Below are 19,157 nucleotides of genomic sequence, written 5' to 3'. Positions count from 1 at the left end.
CTGCTATGCCTTCTGTGACCAGGACGATATCTGGGAGCCCGACCGGCTGGAGAGCGCTGTCCGCTGGATGCAGGCTTATGACGCAAAAATCCCGCTGATGTTTTGCTCGCGAACCGCGACCATGACCGAATCCGGAAGCCTCGTCGGCCATTCGCCGCTGTTTCGCCGGTCGCCATCCTTTCGCAACGCGCTTGTGCAAAGCATCGCCGGCGGCAACACCATCCTGCTCAACGCCGCGGCCCGCGACCTGCTGGCCAGGGCCTCAGCGCAAACCGAGTTCGTCAGCCACGACTGGTGGGCCTATCTCATCGTGACCGCCGCCGGCGGCATCGTCCGCTACGATCCACGGCCGCTGGTGCGCTACCGCCAGCATGCGGCAAACCTGGTTGGCGCCAACGTGTCGTGGAGGGCGAGGATTTCCCGGCTTGGCCGTCTGTTCAAGGGCGACTTTGCCGGCTGGACGGATCGCAATCTTGACGGACTTGCCGTCAACCGCGACCTGCTGACCGAGGATGCAGCGGCGTGCGTCGATCTGTTCACAAAAGGGCGGCAGGGCAATCTTTTCCAGCGTTTGGGCGGCTTGCGCAAAAGCGGTGTCTATCGGCAGACACTTGCCGGCACCCTGGGGCTCTATCTCGCATTTATCCTCGGACGCATCTGAGCATCGAACGGTTGCATGGTGTGCTTGGCCAGGAGATGACCTCATGCTACGTCGACCGTATTGACGGGCTTCGTCTGCGGCGTTGTCTCGGGGCTTTGGCAGGGAGCGCTATCGGCCGTTCATGAAGGCAACCAAGCAAATCTTCGATCTTGCCGGCGCGGCTCTGCTGCTGGTGGTCACATCGCCTGTTCTGGTGCTCGCCTTCCTTGCTGTTCGCGCATCATCACCCGGTCCGGCCATTTTTTCGCAGACGCGGGTCGGTCGCGACGGCCTGCTTTTTCGCTGTCACAAATTGCGCACGATGTATGTTGGAACGCCGTCATTGCCCACGCACGAGGCGCCTACGAACTCCGTCACCTCGGTTGGCAAGGTCTTGCGGAAGTTCAAACTCGAYGAACTACCCCAGTTCTGGAACGTTCTGAAGGGCGAGATGAGCCTGGTTGGGCCGCGTCCCTGTCTGCCGACGCAAACGGAATTGATCGAGTGTCGAAGGCGACTAGGGGTCTTGGTGGCACTTCCGGGCATAACGGGTCTGGCCCAGATCAGGGGCATCGACATGTCGAACCCCGAGCTTTTGGCCAAAACCGATGCCGCCTATCTCAGCACGGCATCGTTCTGGCTCGACCTTCGGATCCTGTTTGGGACGCTCTATCGAAGCTGAGCAGGCCATGATCCCAAAAACCGAAGCCGGTTTTGGGAAGAGGTCATGGTCAAGCGAGAGGTCGACGTTCACGGAGCCGCGCCAGGTCGGCCAGCCGCTCCAGCGTACCGGTTTCCGGTGCCCAGCCCTGCGATATCAGCAGCGAAGGATCGCATATCTGCGTCGCGGTCATGCTGTCCCAAAACGCCCGCTTGCCTAGCACGGATGCGGCCGGCTGCATCATGCCGGCCGGCACCGTGATCAGGCGCGTCGGCCGTCCGAAACCCCTGCGAAAGGCGGCAATGATGGCAGCGAGTGTGACCGGTGGCACATCGGCGCCGACATAGATCGGGTGAAGCGGTTCCGAATGGCTCAGCAGGTGTGACACCGCTCGCGCCGCGGCTTCGGAGGACATCAGCGAGCGGATTCCCGTCAAGGCGCCTGTCGGCAGCGGCAGCGCCGTGTCAGCCATTCGCATCAGCGTCGACAGGTTTCCCTTCATGCCGCTTCCATAGACCGGAGGCAGGCGCAAAACGGCGGCATCGGAACGGCCGTGCGACGCATAGGCGTTGAGAACCTTGATTTCGGCTTCGCGCTTCGAGCGCCCATAGTCGCATTGCGGGGCAGGAAGCGTGTTCTCGTCGATCGTCGCGCTGACGCGTGCGCCGATCACGGCCCGGATCGAGGAGAGGTGGATGAAACGTCCGCTGGCCTGCGCGGCCGCTGCCTGCGCCAGCCGCGCGCTCAATTCCACATTGGCCGCCCGATAATCGGCTTCGGTGGCGTCGCCCTGATCATTGTTGAGGCCGGCGCAATGGACGACATGGGTCACATCCCTGGTCAGCGCCAGGAAGGCCGCGGCAGGCGCATCGAAACCGGGCATAGCCACAGCTTCGCTTCCAGAACCCAGCCTCTCCGGGTGACGGGAGGCGAGGCGAAGCTCGCCACCGGCGTCGCGAAGGTGGTGCACGACAAGACGTCCGATGAAACCCGTTGCACCTGTCACCAAGACTCTCATTGCCCTGCTCGTGACAGCTCTTGGGTGGCGGCTGGAAGCGCCTGCTCTTCCGTCACTGTTGGAAGTGCCTGTCCTTCCGCCAATGGAGCCTGACGTCCAGAGGCAAGATATGTCCCGCACACCAGGAAGACCATCAGCACCGAGTCCAAAATGTCATGGCCGATCAGGATCCCCGTCATCCCGGCTGTGAGATAGGTGATCACGACGATGACAATCATGGTCGCGCCGAACCGCTCGACCGGATCGCCGCTGTTTCGCAAGACCCGGACGGCATTTCCAGCAGCAATGACAAAGATCGCCGCCAGTGTCACGGCGCCCAGAATTCCTGCTTGCACCAGGGCGGTCAGGAAGCCGTTGTGGAAATGGTTGAAGCCTGTGTCCATTGCGAACTGGTCATGAAAGCCCTGCTTGATCAAAAGCTGGCTCGCGCCCACACCATGTCCGAACACCGGCATGTCATGGAATGCCTTGAGGCCGATGTCCCAAAGGGCAACACGTATCCCCAACGAGGTGTCGTAGTTGTCGTGGGTCCCAAGCGCATCCAAATCCGAGCGCAGAAAGTCGACGCGCCCGGATATCGCCTGGGAGCCGAAAGCCGCGATGACGACACCGACTGCCGTCAGCAGCAGCAGCACGCGAACGGCATTCCTGCCTCTGAGCCTCTGATGGTTGATCAAAAGAACAGCGATGCCGGCAATCAGCAGCGCCAGCCAGACAATACGCGAACCGGAATAGATGATGGCGATCGTCCCGGCCAGTGCGGCGTAGAAGAGGGGGTTCCGGGCTCGCTCTATGCCTGACAAGGCACCGGCCACGCAGACCACCACGGCAAGGCAGACGACGGTTGCGAAGACGATCGGATTGCCGGCCCCGCCCTCGGCCCTGACCCCAATCCAATATTGCTGGATGACGGCCATCAGCAGCGCGACAAAACAGGCGGCCATGCTGCTGAGCACGATGGTACGGGCAAGCGTGGCTTTCTGCGTGATGCTCCAGGTCGAATAGGAGATTGGGAAAAACAGGAAGGTAACGAGCGGGATCAGGTGTGGCGCATCTCTGACCAACGCGTTGTTGACGATGGAAGCCATGAGATTTGCCGCGCAATAGGCATAGATCGCGACCGTCAGCCAGATCACGGGCCGGTCGATGTTGAAGCGCCTTTTCCCGGCGGCAATCAGCGCGAGGGAGGCGAGGGCTCCGCCATTGAACACAAAACTGACCAACGATCCCAGAACCGGTGGAAAAAAGAAGCAAAGGATGGAGAAGTAGACATTCACCCGCGAGGCAGTGAATTGCTGTCTTATCGATGAAAACCGGTTCAATGCTCTAGGTCACAATTCTCTGGGAGCGATAGGTGTCGTCGGCGGCAACGGATATCGCCTCGAAATAGCACGTGTTCCATCATGCGTCGTGCTCGTCTTCAGCAGCCGGTATAGCGGCTTGGCCCTTTTTTCGATAGTGCGGCAAGGTGGGATTGCCGCCAGAAATCGATGGCCACCGACGGTGGCCTGGCTGAGGCATTCACGTTGCAATTTGCATGTTCAGCCAGGCAATATTTTCCCCCGCTTTTCCTAGCGGCTTGCCCTGTGAGCAGAAATTTCCGGGTTTTGCCGCGCCCATGGAAAATTCATTCCCGAACCGTACGCCGCGGGGCCAGTCCAGCATTGTTCTCTCCAACGGCGATCTGCTAGAACGCCGGCACGAGAGAGATTGTCCAGAAGCAAGGCTTGAACCGGGCGCAAAAAGCCCGATGATTTGAGGCAAGGTCTTCTGTCGGAAGGCACGAAAGAACGCTTACAGTCCATGACCATTGCGCTTACGCATCTTCAACGGCTTGAAGCCGAGTCCATCCATATCTTCCGCGAGGTTGCGGCTGCCTTCGCCAAGCCGGTCATGCTCTATTCCGTTGGCAAGGACTCTTCGGTGCTGATGCATCTGGCGATGAAGGCGTTTTATCCCGCCAAGCCGCCATTCCCTTTCCTCCACGTCGACACGACATGGAAGTTCCGCGAGATGATCGCTTTTCGCGATCAGATGGCGCAGAAACTCGGTTTCGATCTGCTGGTTCATGTCAATGAAGACGGCGTGCGCGATAACATCAATCCGTTCGATCACGGTTCGAACACCCACACCCATGTGATGAAGACCGTGGCGTTGCGACAGGCGCTCGACAAATACGGTTTCGACGCGGCCTTTGGCGGCGCCCGTCGCGACGAGGAGAAATCGCGCGCCAAGGAGCGCATATTCTCCTTCCGCAACGCGCAGCACGTGTGGGACCCGAAGAACCAGCGGCCCGAGATGTGGAAGATATTCAACACCCGCATCGCATCGGGCGAATCGATCCGCGTCTTCCCGCTGTCGAATTGGACCGAGCTCGACATCTGGCAGTATATTCTGCAGGAAAACATCCCGATCGTGCCGCTCTATTTCGCCAAGCAGCGGCCGGTGGTCGAGCGCGACGGCATGCTGATCCTGCGGGACGACGAGCGCATGAAACTGCGTCCCGGCGAGACGGTGGAGAACCGGCTTGTGCGGTTCCGCACGCTCGGCTGCTATCCGCTGACCGGCGCCATCGAATCGGATGCCGACACGCTGGAAGCTATCGTCGGCGAAATGCTGACCGCGCGCACCTCCGAACGGCAGGGTCGCCTGATAGACCGCGATGAAGCTGGCTCTATGGAAAAGAAGAAGCGCGAGGGGTATTTCTGACCATGCGCCACATCATGGCAAAGAGCCTCGCACCCACCGACGGCGTCCGCGACTACCTGGCGGCGCAGGAGAAGAAGTCGCTGCTGCGTTTCCTGACCTGCGGTTCGGTCGATGACGGCAAGTCGACGCTGATCGGGCGCCTGCTTTCGGACACCAAGCAGATTTTCGAGGACCAGCTCGCCGCGCTCGAACGCGATTCGCGCAAACACGGCACGACCGGCGACGACATCGATTTCGCGCTCCTGGTCGATGGTCTCGAAGCCGAGCGCGAGCAAGGCATTACCATCGACGTCGCCTACCGCTTCTTCGCCACGCCGAAGCGCAAGTTCATCGTTGCCGACACGCCCGGCCACGAACAATACACGCGCAACATGGCGACCGGCGCCTCGACCGCCGACCTGGCGATCGTGCTGATCGATGCCCGGCAAGGGGTATTGCCGCAGACGAGACGTCACTCGATCATCGCCTCGCTGCTCGGCATCCGGCACATCGTGCTGGCCGTCAACAAGATCGATCTCGTCGGGTTCGACCAGGCGGTCTTCGAACGCATCACCGAGGCCTACGGGCAATTCTCGCGCGATCTCGGGTTCCAGACCATCGTGCCGATCCCGATGTCAGCCCGCTACGGCGACAACGTCACCAGCCGCTCGGACAGCATGGCATGGTATTCCGGTCCGACGCTGATCGAGCATCTCGAAACCGTCTCGGTCGAGGAAGCAGTGGTCGAACTGCCGTTCCGTTTCCCGGTCCAGTATGTCAACCGCCCCAATCTCGACTTTCGCGGCTTTGCCGGCACGATCGCGTCCGGTTCGGTTGCACCCGGTGACGAGGTCGTCGTCGCCAAGTCCGGCAAATCCTCGCGCGTCAAGCGGATCGTCTCCTATGGCGGCGACCTGGCCCAGGCGGCCGCCGGCCAGGCCATAACGCTCGTCCTTGACGACGAGGTCGAGATCTCGCGCGGCAACATGCTGGTTTCGCCGGCCGCACGGCCGCAGGTCGCCGACCAGTTCGCCGCCAACATCGTCTGGTTCGACGAGCATGCGTTGCTGCCCGGCCGTTCCTACATCCTGCGCACCGAGACCGATCAGACCAGCGCCACCGTCACCGACCTGAAGTACCGGATCAACGTCAACGACTTCGCCCATGAGGCGGCCAAGTCGCTTGACATGAACGAGGTCGGCATTTGCAACATCTCGACGCGGACGCCGATCGCCTTCGATACCTTCGCCGAGAACCGCACCACCGGCGCCTTCATCCTGATCGACCGCATCAGCAACGCCACGGTCGGCGCCGGCATGATCCTGCATTCGCTGCGCCGGGCCGAGAACATCCATTGGCAATCGCTCGATGTCGGCAAGCGCGTCCGCGCCGACATGAAGAACCAGCGGCCCGCCGTGTTCTGGTTCACCGGACTGTCGGGCTCCGGCAAGTCGACCATCGCCAACCTGTTCGAGAAGAAGCTGTTCGCCACCGGCCGCCATACCTATATCCTGGACGGCGACAACGTCCGTCATGGCCTCAACCGCGATCTTGGTTTCACCGACGCCGATCGCGTCGAGAACATCCGCCGCGTCGCCGAAGTGGCGCGTTTGATGGCCGATGCCGGATTGATTGTCATTGTCTCGTTCATTTCGCCGTTCAGCGCCGAGCGGCGCATGGCGCGCGAATTGATGGCCGACGGCGAATTCATCGAGGTGTTTGTTGACACGCCCTTCGAGGAATGCGCCAGGCGCGACCCGAAGGGCCTCTATGCCCGCGCGCTGAATGGCGAGATCAAGAACTTCACTGGCGTGGATTCACCCTACGAAGCGCCGGAAAAACCGGAAATCCATCTGCAGACGCTCGGCAAATCGGCCGAACAGATGGTAGACGCCCTGGAACACTGGCTGAACGAGCGCGACATTGCCGAAGACCAATACGACAACGGCGGCGGCATCTGACGACATGCTGATGCTCGAAATCTTCGAGCGGCTGGCCCTGGCCGCCGGCCGCGAGGTCATGCGTGTCTTCCATGCCGGCTGCGCGGTCGACCGCAAGTCCGACGCCTCGCCGGTGACCGAGGCGGACCGTGAGAGCGAGAAGATCATTCTCGCCGGGCTGCGCGCCGCGTTTCCCGACATCCCCTGCGTAGCCGAGGAGGAAGCATCCGCCGGCATCGTGCCGCCGGACCTGCATGGCGCTTTCTTTCTCATCGATCCGCTCGACGGCACTAAGGAATTCGTCAACCGCCGTACCGATTTCACCGTCAATATCGCGCTGGTCCGCCATGGCGTACCGGAAGTCGGTGTCGTCTTCGCTCCATGCAGCGGCCGTTTTTTTTCGGGCCGGCCCGGCAGGGCGGAAGCCATCGAGGTCGACAACGACTACCGGATCACAGGCCGCCGGCCGATCTCGGTGCGGACGGCCGTGGAACCATTGGCCGTCGTCGCCAGCCGCTCCCACAACACACCGGAAACCGAGGCCTATATTCGCGACCTCGGTGCTGCCGAGATCGTCTCGGTCGGCTCGTCCTTGAAATTCTGCCTTCTTGCCAGCGCCGAAGCGGATGTCTATCCGCGCTTCGGCCGCACCATGGAATGGGACACGGCGGCGGGCGATGCCGTGCTGCGCGCGGCCGGCGGCATGACGCGCACGCTTGACGGCCAGCCCCTGGTCTACGGCAAGCGCAAGCAGAGAGATGACGAGGATTTCGCCAATCCGCATTTCATTGCCAGTGGCAAGGTTGGCGCCGGCGGCAGGGCAGGCGAGGCCAGCCGCAGCTGAGGCGGGCCGGCAGCTTACTCGGCTGCGGCCTGCGCCGAATTCGAGCCGATATAGTTGCGGATCGTCTCGATGATCCGGTCCTGGTCGGCTTGGCTGAGATAGGGGTGCATCGGCAGGCACAGGATCCGCTTCGGCAGGTCCTCCGACACGGCAAGGCCGGTCGGCGTGCGCGGGTAGTCGCGATAAGCGACTTGGGTATGCAGCGGCTTCACATAATAGATGACCGACGGAATGCCCTTTTCGCCGAGATGCGCCTTCAGCCCGTCGCGCTTGGGCGTCTCGATCGCATACTGTGCCCAGGCCGACCGGCTGCCGTTCAGATTGCGGGCCGCGGTGACGATATCGCCAAGCCCTTCGGCGTAGCGGTTGGCCACCACCTGGCGGGCCACCATCTCGTCTTCGAGGATGGCCAGCTTCTCGATCAGGATCGCCGCCTGTAGGGTGTCGAGCCGCGAATTGATGCCGACGCGGACATTGTCGTACTGCGTCTCGCCCTTGCCGTGGAAGGCGAACGACCTGAGCTGCTCGGCCAGCGCATCGTCATTGGTGAACATCGCGCCGCCGTCGCCATAGCAGCCGAGCGGCTTTGCCGGGTAGAAGCTGGTCGAGCCGACCGCGCCGAACGAGCCGCACATCTTGCCGTCGCTTGAGCCGCCCATCGACTGTGCGGCATCCTCGATGACCATCAGCCCTTCGCGGTTGGCGATCGCCATGATGGCATCGTAATCAGCGGCAAGGCCGAACAGATCGACGGGAATGATCGCCTTCGGCTTCAGCCGGCCTTCCTTCTTGATCATGGCGATGGCGGCCTCGAGGCTGGCAATGTCGATGTTGTAGCTATGCGGGTCGACATCGACGAACACCGGCTCCGCCTTGGCCAACGCCACCACCTCTGCGGTGGCGGCGAAAGTGAAGCTTGGCACGAACACCGCGTCACCCGGGCCGACGCCGGCCGCAAACAGCGGCAACAGCAGCGCATCGGTGCCGTTGGCGCAGGCCACGACATGCTTGGTGCCGACATAGGCGGCGAGCTTGTTCTCGAATTCGGTGACTTGCGGGCCGAGTATATAGCGGCCTTCTTCGACGACACGGTCGATCGCGGCCTTCAGCCGGTCGCGGATTCGTTCGCGCTGCGCGCCAAGATCGATGAACTGCATGTCGGCCTCAAAACGGGTTAGCCAGATAACCGGCCGCTGGTATCAGAGTTGTGCCGGGCGAGAAAGCCGCAGCAGCAAAACCGCGAATTGCGCAAGTGTCGCAGTCTGTTACCTGTATTTTCCGGCGTGTCCTTCGCGAGATGCCGGAAATCCGGCCTTCGTCGGGCCCGATCCTACCTTGATAATCCCTGAGATCGGCCCTGCGAAACATAAAGTGATCGGGAAGCCCGATCTCTCTTGAGCCCTTCGAGACCTGGTCAGGCGATCTCATGCCGCCAGGGCGGATTGGCGCCGGCCCGCGAGACGGTCACTGCCGCCGCCTTGTTGCCAAGCGCCAGTGCCTTGCCGATGGCGTCCTGCGAAAGGCCGGCGATTGCCGTCTTTGTCAGCAGGCCTTGTTCCTGCAGCGAAGCGAGGATGCCGGCATTGAACGTGTCGCCGGCGCCGACCGTGTCGACCACCTTGACCTTCTCCGTCATCACCGTGACGGCGTGTTCCTTGGTGTACCCGATTGCGCCTTCGCTGCCATGCGTGACGACGATCAGCTTCGGGCCGCGGTCGAGCCAGTTGCGGATGACATCCTCGTGCGAGCCAGCTTCGCCGAACCAGTTCAGGTCTTCATCCGACAGTTTCACGATATCGGCCATCGCCATCATGGCGCGGATGCGCCTGAGGTGCTTGGCCTTGTCAGGGATGAAGTTCGGCCTGATGTTGGGGTCGAGCATCATGACGCGGCTGTCATGCTCGCGCTTCATGAACTCCTCATAGGCAGTGCCGGCTGGCTCGGAGATCAGGCTGATGGCGCCAAACAGCATGGCCTCGATCTCGTTGCCAAGCTGCGGCAGGTCGTCGACGGTCAGCATGCGGCCGGCGGTGTTTTCATCATAGAATGTGTAGGTCGCCTGGCCGTTGTCCAGCTTGACGAAAGCAAGTGTCGTTGGCCGTGGTGACGTGTGCGCATAGGTGGAACTGACCTTGCTCGCCCCAAGCGCATCCCTGAACTGACCGCCGAACAGATCCGACGACAGGCCGGAAAAGAACCCGGCCGGCGCGCCCAGCCGCCCGAGCGCGATGGCCGTGTTGAACACGGCGCCGCCGACATAGGGGGCAAAGGCCGGCTCGCCGTTGGTCGTCGTGCGCGGCAGCATATCGATGAGGGCTTCGCCGCAGCAGAGGATCATGGCTTCCTGGTCTCCGGCGGATAGATCACGCCCTTGCGGATGATGATGTTGGCGTAGAGCCGAGGCTCGCTTGTCGCGACGATGGCATGCGCCGATTTGACCCGTGCATAGAAGTCGGCGCCGGCCAGCGCAACCACCTTGCGACCGGGCGCGCGTTTTGCGCACAGCGCCTCGATCTCGTGATGCACGGGATCGGCAAGCGAGGGATCTCCCTTGACCGAGGCGCGGAACAGCGCCTCTGGCACGGCATCGTCGACCGGCAGCACGCTCAAGATCGCGTCGAGCACCGGCAGGAGATGATGACCGTCGGCTCGGATGAGCCGGTTGGCCTGCTCTTCTGCCGGATAGTTTCCGTCGACAATCGCGATCTCGTCGCCATGGCCCATGGCGCGCAATGTCGCCAGAAGCTCCGGACCAAGCAGCGCCGGGATTCCGATCAGCATCAGGCACTCCTGGAAATCGTCGTCGAACCGATCAGGAAGCGTTCGGAGAGCGGCAGGCTGGCGCCGCCGAGCGCCCGGGCGTGGATGCCGACGGTTCCCTCGCGGACGGCAGGAAGCTTCAGGCCTTCTCCGTCGATCGTGGCGATGGCCGCGATGATGGCGTCGACCAGCCGGCGGCGCACTGCCGTCGGCATCCATCCGTCGATCACCGCTGCCTCGAAATCGATGACCGAGGATGCTGCAACGATGGCATAGGCGAGCGCCCGCGAGGCGCTGGCAATCCAGTCATCGAGTTCGGGGCCGATCTCGCCCCAGTCTTCCGGCGATGTCCACAGATGCGAAGCCTCGACGCCGCGCGCATTGAGAGCCTTTTCGAGCATGGCGATGGACGCCACATCGATCAGCTGGGTCGGCTTGCCATCCGGCCCCGGCACGGGCATCGAGCCGAGTGCTCCGGCATTGCCGGTTGGCCCGCCGAAAAGCCGGCCATTCAGCACGATGCCGCCACCGGCAAAGGCGCCGATGTAAAAATAAACGAAGTCGCGAGCAGCACCGGTCTGGCCGAAGACGAGTTCAGCGCCGCAAGCCGAAGTCGCATCGTTCTGCAGGTAAACCGGAAAATCGCACTGCGCTTGGATGTCCGCCCTGATGTCGCGGTGACGCCATTCGTCCATGACGTCGCGCGGGGCGCCGGCAGTATCGGCCCAGTTCCACAATTCGAACGGCATGGCGATGCCCAGCCCGGCGATGCGTTTGTCCTGCGCGGGCGTCAGCTCGCCGCGCATCTGCCGCATGCCGTTGCTGACGAAGTCCACTGTCTCATGCGGGGCAGGGTAGCGGTAGGAATGCTGCAGCATCGAACGGACATGGCCAAGGAAGTCGATCAGCACGAGTTCGGCGCTGCGGCGGCCGATCTTCAGGCCAATGAAATAGGCGCCGTCGGGATTGAGCGCCATCGGGATCGAGGGTTGACCGATCTTGCCGCGCAACGGCGCCTGCCGCAGCAGAAGGCCTTCTTCCTCCAGTTCGCGCATGATGACCGAAACCGTCTGCGCCGAAAGCCCGGTCATGCGGGCGATGTCGGACTTAGCCAGGCTGCCGTGCTGGCGCACCAGCGAGAGCACCAACCGCTCGTTGTGGTCCCGCATGCCGCTCTGGTTGGTGCCACGGTGCAGACGGCTCTCGGCTACCTCAGGCGAACCGTGCCTCGCAATGCCGGTCTCCACCTTTGTTCCTCCCGTCGTTTCCCCTCACTGCTTTTGGGTCAGAATGGGTGAATGGCGCAAGGCTGTCAATAATAAATAAGAGTGATTTAATTATTGACAGCAATCGTCGACTGGTGTCTGTTGCGATAAGGCGTCCATGCTGGGAGAATGTCGTGGATGCCATGGAGGCCGGTTGGCCGGCACCCGAAAATGCATCACTGGGAGGAAGTCATGGGTAAATGGAATATCATGAAGGCGGCTGTTGCCGGCCTTGCCTTTTACGGCGCTATGGCAGGCGCCTCGTATGCGGCCGATACCGTCGGCCTGATTACCAAGACCGAAACCAATCCGTTCTTTGTGAAAATGCGTGAGGGCGCTCAGGCCAAGGCTAAGGAACTTGGCGTTACCCTGATCGCCGCCGCCGGCAAGTTCGACGGCGACAATGACGGCCAGGTGGCGGCGATCGAGAACCTGATCTCGGCCGGCGCCAAGGGTTTTGCCATCGTGCCGAGCGACTCGAAGGCGATTGTGCCGACCATCAAGAAGGCGCGCGACGCAGGCCTCAAGGTGATTGTGCTCGATACGCCGCTCGATCCGATGGACGCTGCGGACGCGACCTTTGCGACCGATAACCGCAAGGCCGGCATGCTGATCGGTCAGTGGGCTGCCAAGACCCTGGGCGACAAGGCAGCGGACGCCAAGATCGTATTTCTCGATCTCGCGACCAACCAGCCGACCGTCGATTTTCTGCGCGATCAGGGCTTCATGCAGGGCTTCGGGATCGACGTGAAGGATCCCAAYAAATACGGCGACGAAGACGACAAGCGTATCTGCGATCACGAAATCAGCCAAGGCGACCAGGAGAAGGGCCGCACGGCGATGGAGAACGCGCTGCAGAAGTGCCCGGATGTAAACGTGGTCTACACAATCAACGAGCCCGCCGCGGCCGGTGCGTGGGAAGCGCTCAAGGCAGTAGGCAAGGATGACGGCAGCGTGATGATCGTTTCGATCGACGGTGGTTGCCCTGGCGTGAAGAACGTTCAGGCAGGCGTAATCGGCGCGACCAGCCAGCAGTATCCGCTGAAGATGGCGGCGATGGCTCTAGAGGCGATCGTCTCGGGCAAGATTCCGGATATCGACCCGAAGATGGGCTTCCTCGACACCGGTGCGCAACTCATTACAGCCAAGCCGGTTGAGGGCGTGACGTCGATCTCGGTCGAGGAAGGCCTGAAGCTCTGCTGGGGCTGAGCGCCTTTCAACATCGTTCCATGAAGACTATTGTCCAGAACTCAAAGGGGGCGCACGTGGCGCCCCCTGACAGCGAGGCGTTGGGGAGGATTGCCTGATGAGCGACGATACCGCGGGTTCGGTCACCGCCGAACGCGGGCTGAGGGGTGCCACCGAAGCCCTGGCCAGTTTTGATGAGTCGGATGCCGGCGCGATCCGCCGCCTCCAGGCCTTCCTTCATCAATTTCCCACGTCCATTCCCTTTTTCGTTCTGCTGTTGGGTGTGGTCATCTTTTCGATTGCAGCGCCGGACAAGTTTTTTGCTCCGTTCAACTTTTCGTTGGTGCTGCAGCAGGTGACGATCATCGCTGTGCTCGGTGTGGCGCAGACGCTGATAATCCTTACGGCCGGAATCGACCTGTCCGTCGGCGCTATCATGATCCTGTGCTCGGTGGTGATGGGGCGGACCGCGGTCGTCTACGGCGTTCCGGTATTGATCGCATTTCCGCTCGGGTTGCTCTGCGGTCTGGCATGCGGCGTCGTCAACGGCCTGATCGTGACGATGCTGCGCTTGCCGCCCTTTATTGTCACGCTTGGCACCTGGAGCATTTTTGGCGCGCTGAACGTTTGGTATTCCCAGAGCGAAACCATTCGCCAGCAGGACATGGAGGCGGCGGCGCCATTCCTGCAGTGGACGGGTACGATCTTCAAACCTTATGATTTCTTCTCAAAAACGCTCGGGCTCGACTGGACCTTTTTGAAAGGCTGGGTGCTGACCTATGGTTCGCTGGTCATGTTGATCCTGGCGTTCGTTATTTGGTACGTGCTGAACAGAACGGCGTTGGGTCGACACATCTACGCCACTGGTGATGATCCGGATGCAGCCAGACTGGCCGGTATCAACACCAAACGGACCCTGATCGCCGTGTACGGGCTCGCCGGTTTCATCTGCGCGATCGCCGCCTGGGTGCTGATCGGGCGCATCGGTGGCGTAAGCCCGCAGGCTGGCCAGACCGCAAACCTCGACTCCATCACCGCTGTCGTGATCGGCGGCACCTCCCTGTTTGGCGGCCGCGGCTCGATCGTCGGAACGCTGATCGGCGCCTTGATCGTCGGCGTCTTCCGCAACGGCCTTGCGCTTTCGGGGCTTGAGTTGCTGTGGCAGGACTTCGCCGTGGGCGTGCTGATCATCGTTGCTGTCACCATCGACCAATGGATCAGGAGAATTTCGGCATGAACGTTACTCCGGTTCTCCAAGCTAGAGGCCTCAATAAGCGCTACGGCAGGGTTGTCGCCCTCGACAATGCCGATTTCGACCTGTTGCCAGGCGAAATCCTCGCTGTCATCGGCGACAACGGCGCCGGCAAGTCGACGCTGGTCAAGGCGCTATGTGGGGCGGTCATTCCGGACTCAGGCACGATCGAACTCAATGGCCAGCCGGTGCATTTCCGCTCACCGATCGAGGCGCGTGTGGCCGGCATCGAGACCGTCTACCAGAACCTTGCGCTGTCCCCAGCGTTATCGATCGCCGACAATATGTTCCTCGGCCGCGAGATCCGCAAACCGGGCTTTGTCGGACAGTGGCTGCGAAGGCTCGACCGCTCGGCGATGCAGAGGATCGCCCGTGAAAAGCTCTCCGAACTGGGGCTGATGACCATCCAGAACATCAACCAGCCCGTCGAAACGCTCTCCGGCGGTCAGCGCCAGGGCGTAGCGGTGGCGCGCGCCGCCGCTTTTGGCAGCCGCGTCGTCATCATGGACGAGCCGACCGCCGCCCTCGGCGTCAAGGAAAGCCGCCGTGTGCTTGAGTTGATGCTTGACGTCAAGAGGCGCGGGCTGCCGATCGTGCTGATCTCGCACAACATGCCGCATGTCTTCGAAGTGGCCGACCGCATCCACATACATCGCCTCGGCCGTCGCCTCGCCGTCATCGATCCCAAGCAATATACCATGTCCGATGCCGTCGCCTTCATGACGGGCGCCAAGGCCCCACCGGAGGCGGCGCTGGCGGCCTGAATTGTCAAATTGCCGCAGGGTAAGCTGGAGCAAGCTTACCTAAATCGATTGAATATGCGGCGGTATCGGCTAGCATAGGCTGGGAGGAACTATGAAAGCCGGTATGATCATGGCAACCGCACGAGAGGCAGCATGACGAGCGCGATGACATCCGAACCCCTCCCGCCACTGCTCAAAAATCCTGACCCCCAGACGCTCGCAAGGGAAGTCTTGATGGCCCTCAAATACAGGGTCGGCAAGGATACCACCGTCGCGACCCAGTACGACTGGCTCACCGCCTCGATCAAGGTCGTGCGCGACCGTGTTGTCGATCACTGGATGCAGGCGACGAAAGAGGCGTACGACCAGAAGGAAAAGCGCGTCTACTATCTGTCGCTGGAGTTCCTCATTGGCCGTCTGATGCGCGACTCCTTCTCCAATCTCGGCCTGATGGACAATATGCGCGAAGCCTTGTCCTCGCTTGGCGTCGATCTCGACCTCATCGCCGCACTCGAGCCGGATGCGGCACTTGGCAATGGCGGCCTCGGCCGGCTCGCGGCCTGCTTCATGGAAAGCATGGCGACCGTCGATATTCCCGCGCATGGCTACGGTATCCGCTACGCCAATGGCATGTTCCGCCAGGAGATTCACGACGGCTGGCAGGTCGAACTGCCCGAGACCTGGCTCGATCACGGCAACCCCTGGGAGTTCGAACGGCGCGAACGCTCCTTCGAGGTCGGGTTCGGCGGTTCAGTGGAATCGATCACTTCGAAGGACGGCCGGCTCGAGCGCCATGTCTGGAAGCCGACCGAGCATGTCCTGGCTGTCGCCTATGACACGCCCGTCGTCGGCTGGCGGGCCAACCGCGTCAACACGCTGCGGCTGTGGTCGGGCATGCCGGTCGATCCGATCCTGCTCGACAAGTTCAATGCCGGCGACCACATCGGCGCGCTTGCCGAAAGCAACAAGGCTGATGCCCTGTCACGCGTGCTCTATCCCGCGGATTCGCACAAGGCCGGGCAGGAGCTGCGGCTCAGGCAAGAGTACTTCTTCTCCACCGCCTCGCTGCAGGACATCGTCCAGCGCCATCTCAGCCAGTATGGTGATCTGAAGTCGCTGCCCGACAAGGCGGCGATCCATCTCAATGACACCCATCCGGCCATCGCGGTGCCGGAGCTGATGCGTCTGCTGATGGACGTCCACGGTATGGACTTCGACCAGGCCTGGAGCATCACCAAGCGCACCTTCGGCTACACCAACCACACGCTGCTTCCCGAAGCGCTGGAAAGCTGGCCGGTGCCGCTGTTCGAGCGGCTTTTGCCGCGCCACATGCAGATCGTCTATGCGATCAATGCCGAAGTGCTTCTGGAGGCGCGTGCCTCCGACCAGTTCTCGGACGAGCAGATCAGCCGCATCTCGCTGATCCAGGAAAATGGCGACCGCCGGGTGCGCATGGGCAACCTGGCCTTTGTCGGCTCGCATTCGATCAACGGCGTTTCGGCTCTCCACACCGACCTGATGAAGGAGACAGTGTTCGCCGACCTGCACAAGCTCTATCCCGATCGCATCAACAACAAGACCAACGGCATCACGCCGCGGCGCTGGTTGATTCAGTGCAATCCCGGGCTGACGTCGCTTTCCCGCGAGGCGATCGGCGACCGTTTTCTCGATGACATCGACGCCATCAAGGATCTCGATGCCTTCGCCGACGATCCCGCCTTTCGCGACAAGTTCGCCGCCGTCAAGCGCGCCAACAAAGTGCGGCTGGGCAATCTCGTGGCCGACCGGCTCGGCATCAAGGTCGATCCCTCGGCGCTGTTCGATATCCAGGTCAAGCGCATCCATGAATACAAGCGCCAGCTCCTGAACATCCTCGAAGCGATCGCGCTCTACGACCAGATCCGCTCGCACCCCGAGCGTGACTGGATGCCGCGCGTAAAGTTCTTCGGCGGCAAGGCGGCGCCCAGCTATCACAACGCCAAGCTGATCATCAAACTCGCCAACGACGTCGCCAAGGTCATCAACCGCGACCCGGCCGTGCGCGGTTTGCTGAAGGTGGTGTTCGTGCCGAACTACAATGTCAGCCTGGCCGAGATCATGATGCCGGCTGCCGACCTATCCGAGCAGATATCGACCGCCGGCATGGAAGCGTCGGGCACCGGCAACATGAAGTTCGCGCTGAACGGCGCGCTGACCATCGGCACGCTCGACGGCGCCAATGTCGAGATCAAGGAGTGCGTCGGCGACGACAACATCTTCATCTTCGGCCTGACCACTGCCGAGGTCGCCGAGCGGCGCAACAATGGCTACAACCCACGCGCTGTGATCGAAGCATCGCCCGAACTGGCACAGGCAGTCGCCGCCGTATCGTCGGGCGTCTTCTCGCCGGACGATCCGGAGCGTTACCGCGACTTGATCAACGGTCTCTATCAGAGCGATTGGTTCATGGTCGCCGCCGATTTCGACGCCTACACCGCGATGCAGCGCGAAGTCGATGCCGTCTGGCGCAACAGTCCCGACTGGTACGCCAAGGCAATCCGCAACGTTGCGCGTGTCGGCTGGTTCTCCTCCGATCGCACGATCCGCCAATATGCGAAAGAAATCTGGAACGTGCCTGTCTGATGTGATTGCATGAGGCCGCGAACAATCGGTCTCGTTGCATGTCGCCCAAAGTGCATAGCCGTTTTGGGACAATGACAGGCACGAAACAAACATTGGTGCATGTCGCCCAAAAGTGCCTAGCGGTTTTGGGGTAATGACATGCACAAGAACAAAGAGTCGTGCCCGGGGAGGGACACTGCCTGATGAAGAAGCYGCGCGCGACCGCTGCGACAAGCGGGCCGGACGGACTGGCGGCAGCCAGCGATGTCGCGGCGATTGTTGCCGGCACGCATGGCGATCCCTTCGCTATCCTTGGCGTTCATGAGGTCGGCAAGAGCCTGTTTGCCCGCTGCTTTGTCCCGCACGCGGAGTTCGTCACCGCCTATACGCTGACCGGCAACATCGCCGGTGAACTGTCGAGGCGCGACGACGGTGGGTTTTTCGAAGGCAAGCTGTTGATCCGCAAGCGTCAGCCGCTGCGCTATCATGCCAGGAACGCCGGCGGCGACTGGTGGCTGACGGATCCCTATTCGTTCGGTCCGGTGCTCGGGCCGATGGACGATTACTACATCGCCGAGGGCTCGCATCTGAGGCTGTTCGACAAAATCGGCGCGCATGTCATCGAGCATGAGGGTGCCACGGGCGTGCATTTCGCCGTCTGGGCTCCCAACGCGCGGCGCGTCTCGGTGGTCGGCGATTTCAACGAATGGGACGGCCGCCGGCATTCGATGCGCGACCGACGCGACACCGGCATCTGGGAAGTGTTCATTCCCGATATCGGCGCCGGCCGGCCCTACAAATACGAGATCATCGGGCCCGATGGCGTCAGGCTGCCGCTGAAGGCCGACCCGTTCGCCTTCAAGTCCGAATTGCGGCCGGCGACCGCCTCGGTGACCGCGGTGCCGCCGGCCCATCCGTGGGGCGACGAGGCCCATCGCAGTTTCTGGCGCAATGCCGATCATCGGCGCGAAGCCATCTCGATCTACGAGGTCCATGCCGGTTCCTGGCAACTTCGCGACGACGGCACGTTCCTGTCATGGGACGAACTGGCCGACCGGCTGATCCCCTATGCAGTCGAGACCGGCTTCACCCACATCGAGTTCATGCCGATCTCCGAACACCCCTATGATCCGTCGTGGGGTTATCAGACAACCGGACTTTATGCGCCGTCGGCCCGCTTCGGCGATCCCGACGGCTTTGCCMGCTTCGTCGATGGCGCTCACCGCGCCGGCGTCGGCGTCATCCTCGACTGGGTGCCGGCGCATTTTCCGGTCGACGAGCACGGCCTCGTTCATTTCGACGGCACCGCGCTCTATGAGCACGCCGATCCGCGCAAGGGCTTTCATCCCGACTGGAACACCGCGATCTACAATTTCGGCCGCCGCGAGGTGGTGTCGTTCCTGGTCAACAACGCGTTGTTCTGGGCCGAGAAATATCATGTCGACGGGCTTCGCGTCGATGCGGTCGCCTCGATGCTCTACCTCGACTATTCGCGCAAGCAGGGCGAATGGATCCCCAACGAGAAGGGCGGCCGCGAGAACCTCGAGGCGGTCAGCT

The 19,157-nt window shown here is 62.0% G+C and carries 17 protein-coding genes; 10 read left to right on the top strand and 7 right to left on the bottom strand.

The features are described from left to right. On the top strand, positions 1 to 661 hold a 661-nt coding region (locus tag ACXJ7R_RS07935), incomplete at its 5' end, for a glycosyltransferase family 2 protein (protein ID WP_457151341.1). 121 nt (positions 662 to 782) lie between these two features. Then, entirely contained in the window at positions 783 to 1,322 is a 540-nt protein-coding gene (locus ACXJ7R_RS07930) for a sugar transferase (RefSeq protein WP_457151340.1), read from the top strand. A 49-nt stretch (positions 1,323 to 1,371) separates the two neighbouring features. Here ACXJ7R_RS07930 and ACXJ7R_RS07925 read toward each other — a convergent pair whose 3' ends face one another. The 3 genes from ACXJ7R_RS07925 to ACXJ7R_RS07915 all read right to left on the bottom strand — a co-directional run bounded on the left by ACXJ7R_RS07925 (position 1,372) and on the right by ACXJ7R_RS07915 (position 3,984). After that, positions 1,372 to 2,319 (bottom strand): NAD-dependent epimerase/dehydratase family protein, encoded by a 948-nt coding sequence (locus ACXJ7R_RS07925; protein WP_457151339.1) that lies wholly within the window; start codon positions 2,317 to 2,319, stop codon positions 1,372 to 1,374. Next, positions 2,316 to 3,641: an O-antigen ligase family protein gene (locus tag ACXJ7R_RS07920; protein ID WP_457151338.1), complete on the bottom strand. Its 1,326-nt coding sequence runs from the start codon at positions 3,639 to 3,641 to the stop codon at positions 2,316 to 2,318. Before ACXJ7R_RS07920 ends, ACXJ7R_RS07925 begins: the two co-directional genes overlap by 4 nt. A gap of 199 nt (positions 3,642 to 3,840) precedes the next feature. Then, positions 3,841 to 3,984, bottom strand: coding sequence for a hypothetical protein (locus tag ACXJ7R_RS07915; protein WP_457151337.1), 144 nt, complete (start codon positions 3,982 to 3,984; stop codon positions 3,841 to 3,843). A 138-nt stretch (positions 3,985 to 4,122) separates the two neighbouring features. Here ACXJ7R_RS07915 and cysD point away from each other — a divergent pair, with 138 nt between their 5' ends. From cysD to cysQ, 3 genes are read left to right on the top strand one after another with little or no spacing between them, the layout of a single operon-like run. Further along, positions 4,123 to 5,028, top strand: coding sequence for a sulfate adenylyltransferase subunit CysD (gene cysD, locus ACXJ7R_RS07910; protein ID WP_095089719.1), 906 nt, complete (start codon positions 4,123 to 4,125; stop codon positions 5,026 to 5,028). Between the two features lie 2 nt (positions 5,029 to 5,030). Continuing rightward, on the top strand, positions 5,031 to 6,968 hold the full coding sequence (gene cysN / locus ACXJ7R_RS07905) for a sulfate adenylyltransferase subunit CysN (RefSeq protein ID WP_457151336.1): 1,938 nt from the start codon (positions 5,031 to 5,033) through the stop codon (positions 6,966 to 6,968). Positions 6,969 to 6,978: 10 nt separating this feature from the next. Next, on the top strand, positions 6,979 to 7,791 hold the full coding sequence (gene cysQ, locus ACXJ7R_RS07900) for a 3'(2'),5'-bisphosphate nucleotidase CysQ (RefSeq protein ID WP_457151342.1): 813 nt from the start codon (positions 6,979 to 6,981) through the stop codon (positions 7,789 to 7,791). A 14-nt stretch (positions 7,792 to 7,805) separates the two neighbouring features. Here cysQ and ACXJ7R_RS07895 read toward each other — a convergent pair whose 3' ends face one another. From ACXJ7R_RS07895 to ACXJ7R_RS07880, 4 genes are all read right to left on the bottom strand, one after another. Then, on the bottom strand, positions 7,806 to 8,948 hold the full coding sequence (locus ACXJ7R_RS07895; RefSeq protein ID WP_457151335.1) for a DegT/DnrJ/EryC1/StrS family aminotransferase: 1,143 nt from the start codon (positions 8,946 to 8,948) through the stop codon (positions 7,806 to 7,808). A 257-nt stretch (positions 8,949 to 9,205) separates the two neighbouring features. Next, entirely contained in the window at positions 9,206 to 10,129 is a 924-nt protein-coding gene (locus tag ACXJ7R_RS07890) for a carbohydrate kinase family protein (protein WP_457151334.1), read from the bottom strand. Next, positions 10,126 to 10,572 (bottom strand): RbsD/FucU family protein, encoded by a 447-nt coding sequence (locus tag ACXJ7R_RS07885; RefSeq protein WP_095089731.1) that lies wholly within the window; start codon positions 10,570 to 10,572, stop codon positions 10,126 to 10,128. The genes ACXJ7R_RS07890 and ACXJ7R_RS07885 overlap by 4 nt, the downstream gene beginning before the upstream one ends. Continuing rightward, positions 10,572 to 11,798, bottom strand: coding sequence for an ROK family protein (locus ACXJ7R_RS07880; protein WP_457151333.1), 1,227 nt, complete (start codon positions 11,796 to 11,798; stop codon positions 10,572 to 10,574). Before ACXJ7R_RS07880 ends, ACXJ7R_RS07885 begins: the two co-directional genes overlap by 1 nt. A 210-nt stretch (positions 11,799 to 12,008) precedes the next feature. Here ACXJ7R_RS07880 and ACXJ7R_RS07875 point away from each other — a divergent pair, with 210 nt between their 5' ends. From ACXJ7R_RS07875 to glgB, 5 genes are all read left to right on the top strand, one after another. Beyond that, positions 12,009 to 13,025 (top strand): substrate-binding domain-containing protein, encoded by a 1,017-nt coding sequence (locus tag ACXJ7R_RS07875; protein ID WP_457151332.1) that lies wholly within the window; start codon positions 12,009 to 12,011, stop codon positions 13,023 to 13,025. A 97-nt stretch (positions 13,026 to 13,122) separates the two neighbouring features. Continuing rightward, positions 13,123 to 14,241, top strand: a complete 1,119-nt coding sequence (locus ACXJ7R_RS07870; RefSeq protein WP_457151331.1) for an ABC transporter permease — start codon at positions 13,123 to 13,125, stop codon at positions 14,239 to 14,241. Beyond that, positions 14,217 to 15,020, top strand: coding sequence for an ATP-binding cassette domain-containing protein (locus ACXJ7R_RS07865; RefSeq protein ID WP_457151330.1), 804 nt, complete (start codon positions 14,217 to 14,219; stop codon positions 15,018 to 15,020). The genes ACXJ7R_RS07870 and ACXJ7R_RS07865 overlap by 25 nt, the downstream gene beginning before the upstream one ends. Positions 15,021 to 15,152: 132 nt before the next feature. Beyond that, positions 15,153 to 17,621 carry a glycogen/starch/alpha-glucan phosphorylase gene (locus tag ACXJ7R_RS07860; RefSeq protein ID WP_457151329.1) on the top strand — a complete coding sequence of 823 codons (2,469 nt, stop codon included), beginning with the start codon at positions 15,153 to 15,155 and terminating at the stop codon, positions 17,619 to 17,621. Between the two features lie 182 nt (positions 17,622 to 17,803). Beyond that, a partial coding sequence (gene glgB, locus ACXJ7R_RS07855) for a 1,4-alpha-glucan branching enzyme (protein ID WP_457151328.1) occupies positions 17,804 to 19,157 on the top strand: 1,354 nt, incomplete at its 3' end.

The organism is Mesorhizobium sp. P5_C1 (assembly GCF_054049815.1).
The sequence above is the reverse complement of the archived record's forward strand: the minus strand, read 5'-3'. Positions and strand labels throughout refer to the sequence as shown.